This is a genomic window from Streptomyces sp. NPDC006516 (genome assembly GCF_040611875.1).
GTDB lineage: Bacteria > Actinomycetota > Actinomycetes > Streptomycetales > Streptomycetaceae > Streptomyces.
On sequence record NZ_JBEXPD010000021.1, the window covers coordinates 94151 to 102815 of the forward strand.

At 70.8% G+C, this 8665-nt stretch carries 9 protein-coding genes and 1 pseudogene; 5 read left to right on the forward strand and 5 right to left on the reverse strand.

What is annotated here, in order from left to right; translation table 11 throughout:
• The first annotated feature begins 16 nt into the window (after positions 1-16).
• The 5 genes from ABZY45_RS33855 to ABZY45_RS33875 all read left to right on the forward strand — a co-directional run bounded on the left by ABZY45_RS33855 (position 17) and on the right by ABZY45_RS33875 (position 3845).
• A complete protein-coding gene (locus ABZY45_RS33855) occupies positions 17-565 on the forward strand; it encodes a DUF1697 domain-containing protein (RefSeq protein ID WP_356746089.1) in 549 nt (182 codons plus the stop codon).
• Positions 558-941 carry a nuclear transport factor 2 family protein gene (locus tag ABZY45_RS33860; protein ID WP_356746090.1) on the forward strand — a complete coding sequence of 128 codons (384 nt, stop codon included), beginning with the start codon at positions 558-560 and terminating at the stop codon, positions 939-941. Before ABZY45_RS33855 ends, ABZY45_RS33860 begins: the two co-directional genes overlap by 8 nt.
• 548 nt (positions 942-1489) lie before the next feature.
• Entirely contained in the window at positions 1490-2407 is a 918-nt protein-coding gene (locus tag ABZY45_RS33865; protein WP_356746091.1) for a S1 family peptidase, read from the forward strand.
• 144 nt (positions 2408-2551) lie between these two features.
• Positions 2552-3139: a TIGR03086 family metal-binding protein gene (locus ABZY45_RS33870; protein ID WP_356746092.1), complete on the forward strand. Its 588-nt coding sequence runs from the start codon at positions 2552-2554 to the stop codon at positions 3137-3139.
• A gap of 73 nt (positions 3140-3212) precedes the next feature.
• Positions 3213-3845 carry a DsbA family protein gene (locus tag ABZY45_RS33875; RefSeq protein WP_356746093.1) on the forward strand — a complete coding sequence of 211 codons (633 nt, stop codon included), beginning with the start codon at positions 3213-3215 and terminating at the stop codon, positions 3843-3845.
• Positions 3846-4004: 159 nt separating this feature from the next.
• On the opposite strand, the gene ABZY45_RS33880 is transcribed toward ABZY45_RS33875, so the two are convergent.
• The 5 genes and pseudogenes from ABZY45_RS33880 to ABZY45_RS33900 form a co-directional block, all read right to left on the reverse strand.
• The gene (locus ABZY45_RS33880) at positions 4005-4769 is read right to left on the reverse strand and encodes a sirohydrochlorin chelatase (protein WP_356746094.1); all 765 of its coding nucleotides are present in this window, start codon (positions 4767-4769) and stop codon (positions 4005-4007) included.
• A 6-nt stretch (positions 4770-4775) separates the two neighbouring features.
• Positions 4776-5654, reverse strand: coding sequence for an ABC transporter permease (locus tag ABZY45_RS33885; protein ID WP_356746095.1), 879 nt, complete (start codon positions 5652-5654; stop codon positions 4776-4778).
• Positions 5641-6432 carry an ABC transporter ATP-binding protein gene (locus tag ABZY45_RS33890; RefSeq protein ID WP_356746096.1) on the reverse strand — a complete coding sequence of 264 codons (792 nt, stop codon included), beginning with the start codon at positions 6430-6432 and terminating at the stop codon, positions 5641-5643. Before ABZY45_RS33890 ends, ABZY45_RS33885 begins: the two co-directional genes overlap by 14 nt.
• Before the next feature lie 50 nt (positions 6433-6482).
• Positions 6483-7598: an aliphatic sulfonate ABC transporter substrate-binding protein gene (locus tag ABZY45_RS33895; RefSeq protein ID WP_356746097.1), complete on the reverse strand. Its 1116-nt coding sequence runs from the start codon at positions 7596-7598 to the stop codon at positions 6483-6485.
• 234 nt (positions 7599-7832) lie between these two features.
• A pseudogene (locus ABZY45_RS33900) lies at positions 7833-8665 on the reverse strand (hypothetical protein); the annotation flags it as partial.

Below are 8665 nucleotides of genomic sequence, written 5' to 3' on the forward strand. Positions count from 1 at the left end.
CTCTAGGGTGGTGACCATGAGCACGATGTACGCGGCGCTGCTGCGCGGGGTCAACGTCAGCGGCCGACGGCGGGTCCCGATGCCGGAGCTCCGCGAGGTGCTCGGCGAACTGGGCCACGAGGACGTCGCCACCTACCTGCAGAGCGGGAACGCCGTGTTCAGCAGCGCGTCGGGTGACGAGAGCTCCCTGGCGGCCGAACTGGAACGCGCGATCGAGGCCCGCTTCGGCTTTCCGGTCGACTGCCTCGTGCGCTCGGCCGGCTATCTCGCCGCGGTGGCCGAGGCCTGCCCGTTCCCCGCCGCCGAGCTGGAAGCCAAGCAGCTGCACGTCACCTACTTCGACCAGCCCGTCGACGCCGCCCGCTTCGCCGCGCTCGACGCCGCCGCCTTCCGTCCCGAGGAGTTCCGGCTCGGAGAGCGTGCCCTGTATCTGTACGCGCCCGAAGGGCTCGGCCGCTCCAAGCTGGCCGTCGCGCTCGGACGGCCGGCACTCACCCGCGGCCTCGTCGCGACGAGCCGTAACTGGAACACCGTGGTCAAACTTGTGGAGATGACGCGTGACTGAGCCTTCGCCCGCCGTGGCAGCAGCGATCGAGGGCGAACTCCGCCTCCTCGATCCCGTGGTGCGGAGCTCCGCGGACGTGCTGGCCGCACTCCTGCATCCGGACTTCCGGGAGATCGGCACCAGTGGCAGGCTGTGGGAGCGTAGGACGATCATCGCCGCTCTCACCGCACCGGACGCCCCGCCCCCCGGGCCGCTCACCGCGTCACGGATGCGCGGCGACCAGCTCGCGTCGGACCTGGTGCATCTGACCTTCGACACCGAGTCCAGGGGGCTGCGTTCGCACCGCAGTTCGCTGTGGCGGCTGACCGGGAGCGGCTGGAGGCTCTACTTCCACCAGGCCACCCCCTTCATCGACGATCCCTTCGCCGAGGTCTGAGAGGCCCGCCCGGCCACCTTCGCTCCTCCCCGCGCAGCACACCCGGATCGGCGCCGCAAGAGTGCCGCCCCGGTCTGATCTGTGCCCGTCGGCAGGCCGGTAATCGCTGGAAGGGCTGATTCCGGCCACCCCGAACCCCGGGGCAAAAGGCTGGTAAGCCGCCCGAACGGTCGGTGCCTTCCTGAGCCCGCTCCGGGGCGCGACGCCGCTCGGGCGAGACCGTCCCGGGCGGCCGGCCTGTGTGTGAACGCGACGCCGGGGGAGAAGTGCGCTCGTCGCGCGCCTGTTCGCGGCTTTGCTGCAATTCGCCACCGGCGTCCGTTCGATGAGCGGACGCCGGTGTTCGGAGCCCGGCCGTACGCATTCCGGAGCGGGAGGTCCGCTCTGCGTCGTGGTCCGGAAGGCGACCTTGTCACCGGACCAAGTGGAGTCAAGGATTCGAGCCGTGCGGTTGGCAGGTCCACGACCAGAACCCGCGGTCGAGGACAGTCGCACGGCGCGGGCCGCCCACCCAGCGGTCCGAACACCCCCCATCGACGGAGGATCCTGTGACCTTCAAGCGCTTCGCCCCCCTCGGCTCGATCTCCAGACGCGCCCGCCTCATCGCGGCGACCTCAGGTCTGGTCACCGCCGTCGCGCTTGCGGCCCCCACCGCGGTCGCCCAGGCCGCACCCGACACCACCGTGACGAAGGCGGAACTGGCCGAGGCCAGCTCCGCCGTACGCGGCGCCGACATCGCGGGCACCGCCTGGTACACCGAGGCGAGCACCGGCAAGGTCGTCGTCACCGTCGACAGCACGGTCAGCGCCGCCGAGATCGCGACCATCAAGAAGTCGGTCACCGACTCCGGTGCCAAGGCCGACATCAACCGCACCGAGGGCACCTTCAACAAGCTCATCGCGGGCGGCCAGGCCATCTACGCCGGCGGCGGCCGTTGTTCCCTCGGCTTCAACGTCCGCAGCGGCAGCACGTACTACGCGCTGACCGCCGGGCACTGCACCGAGATAGGCAGCACCTGGTACACCAACTCCGGCCAGACCACCACGCTCGGCACGCGTGCCGGTTCCAGCTTCCCGACCAACGACTACGGGCTCATCCGGCACTCGAACTCCGCCGCCGCGGACGGCCGGGTCTACCTCTACAACGGCAGCTACCAGGACATCACCTCGGCCGCCACCCCTCGCGTCGGGCAGGCCGTCAAGCGCAGCGGCTCCACCACCGGGGTCCACAGCGGTACCGTCACCGGCCTCAACGCCACCGTGAACTACGGCGGCGGTGACATCGTCTACGGCATGATCCAGACCAACGTCTGCGCCGAGCCCGGCGACAGCGGCGGCTCGCTCTTCTCCGGAACCACGGCACTGGGCCTCACCTCGGGCGGCAGCGGCAACTGCTCCTCGGGCGGCACCACGTTCTTCCAGCCGGTCACCGAAGCGCTGAGCGCCTACGGCGTCAGCGTCTTCTAGGACCGCTTCGCACCACCCGCCCCGCGGGCCGCGCTCACCGAGCGCGGCCCGTCGCCGTGTCCCGCCGTCCCCGCCCCGGCCACCGGCGGGGGGCTGTCGTGTTTCTTCAAGACCGGCCACCCGGGCGGCCCGCACGATGGGCGCATGAAGAACGCGTACACGCACATGGACGAATGCGCCACCGAGGCCGCCAGGGTCGCCCGGGGCGTGGACGTCCCGCCGCCGGTCACCGCCCCGACCGTCTGCGAGGGCTGGGACCTGCGGGAACTGATCAACCACTGGGTGCTCCACACCGGCCACGGCCTGGAGTGCCGTGCCAGACGGACGCCCGTCCCCGACGAGCTGACCGGCCGTGACTTCGTGGCCGACGCGGACTGGGCCGAGCGGTACGCCGCCCAGATCGAGCGGGCGGTCGCCGCATGGTCCGACCCGGCGGCCTGGGAGGGGGAGATCGACACCGGGAACGGTTCCTCGCCGGCGGCGGACACCGCCGCGATGCTCGTCATGGAGACGGCGCTGCACGGCTGGGACGTCGCACGGGCCACCGGGCAGGAGTTCCGTCTCTCCGGCCCGGCGGCGGCTTTCCTTCTGGAGACCGTCGAGGGCTACGCCGCTCTCTACCGCCGGTACGAGGGCTTCGCCGGGGAGGCACGCGCGCCCGAGGCGGCGTCCGACTTCGAGCGGGCGCTCGCACTCAGCGGGCGCGACCCGCGGTGGTCCGGCACCGTGTGAGGACCCGGTGGCCCAGCGGAACGGCGGGCCAATGGCCCAGGGCCCGGAGCCGCCGCCTCCCTAGGCTCTCGGCATGAGCACTGACGTGAACGAGAGCACGGGCCGGACGGCCGTCGACTTCTGGTTCGACCCCGCCTGCCCGTTCGCCTGGATCGCCTCCCGCTGGATGCTGGAGGTGGAGCAGCGGCGCGACATCGAGCTCCGCTTCCACGTCATGAGCCTGTACCTGCACAACACCGGCAACGAACTCCCCGGCTGGTACCGCGAGCTGGTCGACAAGTCGATCGGCCCGGTCCGGGTCGCGGTCGCCGCTGCCGCGGACCACGGGCCGGGTGTCCTCCGGGACCTGTACACCGCGCTGGGCACCCGCATCCACCAGGGGAAGAACGAGGACTTCGACGACGTCACCAGGCAGGCCCTGGCCGAACTGGGCCTGCCCGCCGCCCTCGCGGACGCCGCGCACACGGATGCGTACGACGAGGCCGTGCGGCGCAGCCACGACCGGGGAAAGGACCCGGCGGCAGGTTCCTACGTCGGCACCCCGACGATCCACGTGGACGGCACCGTCTGGTTCGGGCCGGTGCTCAACTCCGTCCCGCGCGGCGAGGAGGCGGCGAGGCTCTTCGACAGCTTCCGTGTGCTGGCGGGCCACCCGGACTTCTTCGAGCTCAAGCGCGAACGGACCGGCAGCCTGGACCTCGGCTGACGTCGATGCGCCCCGCCCGCCCGCGGTGACCCGGTCCGCATCGTGACGGGCGGCCTCGGCCTCTGTAGCCGGCCGGCCTTGTCCTCGCGTCGCTCCAGGACCACGGCTGGTCCTCCCCTCACGGACGCGCCGGCCGGCGTTCTCGGCGAGGACGGTACGTCAGGCGCTCAGGGCCGCAGGTGCGAGGACGCGCGCCTCGTCGTAGCGCGTCAGCAGCAGGCGCGCCAGCTCCGGCGACGGGCCGAGCACGCTCGCCAGCACATCGGCGCCCGCCTCCTCGGCCCCGCCGGCGATGCGGTCGGGAAGGCGGCCGGGCGCGATGACGTACGGAGCCACCGCCACCCGCCGCACGCCGTCGGCCCGTAGAGCGCGTACGACGTCGGCGGTGCGGGAGGAGCCCTCGGCAACTACAGCGGAGGCGAACGCAGGCCGCACGGCGCACCAACCGGTGTGCCGCAGCTCCCGCGCGATTTCAGCGATCACTGCGATCGCCTCCGGGTCGGAGGAACCCGCCGAGGCCAGGACCAGCCCGGTCGAGCTCTTGTCGCCGGGGGCCACCCCGGCCTCGTACAGCCGCTGTTCCAGTGCCGCGTTCAGCAACGGGGACGGGCCGAGGACATCGGCTTGGCTGATCCGCAGGCGGGGGAGCCGGCCGCGGGCCTCACGCAGTACGGAGGGGATGTCCGTCTTGGCGTGGAAGGCGCGGGTCAGCAGCAGGGGAAGCGCCACGACCTCACCCGCCCCCTCCGCGGCCAGGCGCTCCAGCACCTGGGGCACGGACGGGGCGTTGAACTCGAGGAATCCCGTCTCCACGCGCAGCCCGGGCCGCAGCGACCGCACCCGCGCGGTGAGCGCGTGCACGGTCGCCGCGTGCCGCGGGTCGCGGCTGCCGTGGGCGATGACGAGCAGGACAGGGGAGGCCATGAGTACTCAGCTCTTGACGAGGAGACCGCGGCTGCGCAGCACCCGCCGCTCCAGCGGGCTGAAGATCAGCAGGTCGATCGCGATGCCGACGAACAGGATGAGGAGGATCGCCAGGAAGATCCCCGGCATGTCGAAGTTGTTCCGGCCGTTCTCCAGCAACTGCCCCAGACCCAGACCCAGATCGGGCGAGGAAGCGATGATCTCGGCGGCCATCAGCGAGCGCCAGGAGAAGGCCCAGCCCTGCTTGAGACCCGCCAGATATCCGGGCAGCGCCGCCGGCAGGACGATGTGGATCGTCCCGCGCAGCCCCGTCGCGCCGATGGTGCGGCCCGCCCGCAGGAACAGCGGCGGCACCTGGTCGACACCGGAGACCAGGCCGTTGGCGACGGAGGGGACCGCGCCGAGCAGGATCACCGCGTACATCGTCTTGTCGTCGAGGCCGAGCCAGATGATGGCCGGCGCCACCCATGCCACGGACGGCAGGGACTGGAGCCCGGACAGGATCGGCCCGATCGCCGCCCGGACGACCTTCACCCGTGCGACCAGCATGCCCAGCGGGGTGCCGATCGCCACGGCCATCACGAAGCCGAACAGGCCGCGCGACACACTGGTCCAGATGACCTCCAGCAGGGTGCCCTGCACCCACATGTCGGTCAGGCTGTCCCAGACCGCCGCCGGCGGCGGCAGCTTGTAGTCGTCGGTGACCTTCGCCCAGACCAGCAACTGCCAGACGAGGACCACCAGGACGACGGCGACGACCGGCGGCAGCACCTTGTTGAGCAGGATCTCGCGGGCCGGAGTCCTGCGTACCTGTACGGCGTCGAGCGCGTCCAGGCCGGCTTCGAGACCTGCCAGGTCGTCGGCCTTCGTTTCAGTGCTGGCCATGTCGGCGGATCTCCCCACGCAGTTCTTCGGTGATCTCGACGGACAGTTCCGCCACGGCGGTGTCCTCGATGCGGCGAGGCTGCTCGATGTCGACCTTCCACTCCCGGGCGATCCGGCCGGGCCGCGACGACAGCAGGATGACGCGCTGGGCAAGCCGCACCGCCTCGCGCACGTTGTGGGTGACGAAGAGGACGGAGGCGTTCGTCTCACGCCAGATCCGGGTCAGCTCGTCGTGCAGCACGTCGCGGGTGATGGCGTCGAGCGCGGCGAACGGCTCGTCCATCAGCAGCAGTTGGCTGTCCTGGGCGAGCGCACGGGCCATCGCGACCCGCTGGCGCATCCCGCCCGAGAGTTCGTGCACCCGCTTCCCGTACGCCCCGGTGAGGCGTACGAGTTCGAGCAGCCGCTCCGCCTCGGGGCGGCGCTCGGACTTCGGGACCCCGCGCAGCCGCAGGGCGAGTTCGATGTTCTTGCCCGCGGTCAGCCACGGGAAGAGGGCGTGCTCCTGGAACATCAGAGCCGGCCGCCCGCCGGGGGTCTCGATGGACCCCGCGGTCGGGCGGTCGAGTCCGGCAACCAGGTTGAGCAGGGTGGACTTACCGCACCCGGAGGCTCCCAGGAGGGTGACGAACTCGCCCGGAGCGACATCGAGCGTGATGTCGTCCAGGACGAGCTGCTGCCCCGTGGGTCCGGCGAAGGACTTGGAGACGTGCGTGATACGAGCGGCGTGCTCGACCGCTGCACGGTCCTCGGCCTTGGTGAGGGTGGTGGTCGCCATGGTCGTCACCTCCTGGGAGTCATCAGGAAATCCTGGTGCGGTCGGGTGGGCTACTTGACGCCGAGACCGGCGTCGGCGACCTCGGGCCGGCCCGCGGCCTTCAGGATCTTGTTCAGCGGCTTCAGGTCGTAGATGCCGTTGAGGTCGGGCTTCTCCAGCAGACCGGCCGACACCGCGTGGTCGGCCTGCGCCTGCAGCGTGGCGGCCAGCGGGTCGTCGGTGATCTGGATGGACTCCCAGGCCGGGTCGAGGACCTCGGGGGGCAGCGCCTTGCCGCTCAGCTCCTTGAGCGCGGCGTTGGCCGAGGCCTTCGCCTCGTCCGGGTTGGCGTTGATCCACTTGTTGGTGTTCACCGTGCCGCGCAGCACGGCGTCCACGACGTCCGGGTGCTCGGAGAGGAACTTCTGCGACACGATGATGTTCGTGATGACGAACTTGTCGTCCGGCCACAGCGTCGACTCGTCGAGCAGGACCTTGCCGCCCTCGGCGACCAGCTTCGAAGCGGTCGGCTCCGGGACCCAGGCGCCGTCCAGGGAACCGGCCTTGAAGGCGTCCGGAGTCACCTTGTTGTCCGAACGGACCACGGAGACGTCGCCCTTGCCGCTCTGGGCGTCGACCTTCCAGCCCTTTTCGGAGATCCAGTTGAGGAACGCCACGTCCTGGGTGTTGCCGAGCTGCGGGGTGGCGATCTTCTTGCCCTTGAGGTCGTCCAGGGTCTTGATCTTCTTCGGGTCGACGACGAGCTTCACACCGCCGGAGGCCGAACCGCCGATGATGCGCAGGCTCTGGCCCTTGGACTTGCTGTAACCGTTGATCGAGGGGGAGGGGCCGATGAAGCCGATGTCGATCGAACCCGCGTTGAGCGCCTCGATCTCCGAAGGGCCGGCGTTGAACGTCGAGGGCTTGACCGTGGTGCCGCCGAGCTCCTTGGCGATGAGGCCTTCCTGGATACCGACCAGGGCGGTGGCGTGCGTGAGGTTCGGGAAGTACCCGATCTTCACGGTGTCCGCCGAGAGCTTCTTCCCGCCGGCGGAGACGTTCGACTTCGCGGAGTCGTCGTCCTTCGCCTCGGAACCGTAGCCGCAGGCGGTGGCCGCCACGGCGAGCAGCGGCAGAGCGGCGGCGGCGGCGAGGCCGCGGCGGAGGGTGGTACGGGTGGCACGCACGGGAGGCTTTCCTCTCGTTGGCCCGGTGCTCACGTCCCCCTGGAGTCAGGTGGCGCGGCCGGGCGGTCGGCAGGTCTTCGTCTGAACTGGCGGTGCGGGTGGTACGAGCGGGCGCGCAGGCAGTGCGCGTACGTCATCACGCACATCGCCCGACCCCGCCCTGGCCGCTGCCGAGGGCGCCGCTGCCGACACGGCCGCCCTCCTTCGCGAAGGTCGAGAAGAAGTCGGTGATCATCAGAAGTCCCACTCCGCGTCCTCGGCGGAGGTGTCCGCGTCCACGTCGGCCTCGGCGGCGAACGAGGCGCCCGCCATGCCGGCGGTCAGCGTCGTGCCGTCGGCGGGGTCGATCAGCAGGAACGAACCGGTGCGCCGCGAGTCCACGTAGGCGTCGAGCGCGAGGGGCTCGGCGGTACGGATGACGACGCGGCCGATGTCGTTGGCCACCAGGGTGCCGGGGGCGGGGTGCTGGGAGAGGTCGTCGAGGGTGAGGCGTGAGGGGATGTCCTTGACGATCGCCTTGACCGTGCGGGTGGTGTGCTTGAGCAGCACCCGCTGGCCGACGGTGAGCGGTTGGTCGGCGACGTGGCACACGGTCGCCTCGACGTCCTGCGTGGTGGCCGGCGTGTCCGAGCTCGGCGCGATGAGGTCGCCGCGGGAGATGTCGATGTCGTCGGTCAGTCGGATGGTGACGGACTGGGGGGCCCAGGCGATGTCGACGCTTTGGCCGAGCGCGTCGATGCCTTCGATGGTGGTGGTGCGTCCGGAGGGCAGGATGGTGATGTGTTCGCCGACGCGGAAGACTCCGGCGGCGATCTGGCCGGCGTAGCCGCGGTAGTCGGGGTGTTCGGTGCTCTGGGGGCGGATGACGTACTGGACGGGGAAGCGTGCGTGGCAGGCGGTGAGGTCGTGGCTGACGGGGACGGTTTCCAGGTGTTCCAGGACGGTGGGTCCGCCGTACCAGTCCATGTGGGCGGAGGGTTCCACGACGTTGTCGCCGGCGAGCGCGGAGATGGGGATGGCGGTGATCTCGGGGACGCCGAGGGAGGCGGCGTAGGCGGTGAATTCTT

Excerpts from the sequence above, each read along its gene's own strand:
- ABZY45_RS33855 (WP_356746089.1), top strand. The coding sequence starts at position 17 with ATGAGCACGATGTACGCGGCGCTGCTGCGCGGGGTCAACGTCAGCGGC.
- ABZY45_RS33870 (WP_356746092.1), top strand. The coding sequence starts at position 2,552 with ATGAAGAACGCGTACACGCACATGGACGAATGCGCCACCGAGGCCGCC.
- ABZY45_RS33875 (WP_356746093.1), top strand. The coding sequence starts at position 3,213 with ATGAGCACTGACGTGAACGAGAGCACGGGCCGGACGGCCGTCGACTTC.
- ABZY45_RS33880 (WP_356746094.1), bottom strand. The coding sequence starts at position 4,769 with ATGGCCTCCCCTGTCCTGCTCGTCATCGCCCACGGCAGCCGCGACCCG.
- ABZY45_RS33885 (WP_356746095.1), bottom strand. The coding sequence starts at position 5,654 with ATGGCCAGCACTGAAACGAAGGCCGACGACCTGGCAGGTCTCGAAGCC.
- ABZY45_RS33890 (WP_356746096.1), bottom strand. The coding sequence starts at position 6,432 with ATGGCGACCACCACCCTCACCAAGGCCGAGGACCGTGCAGCGGTCGAG.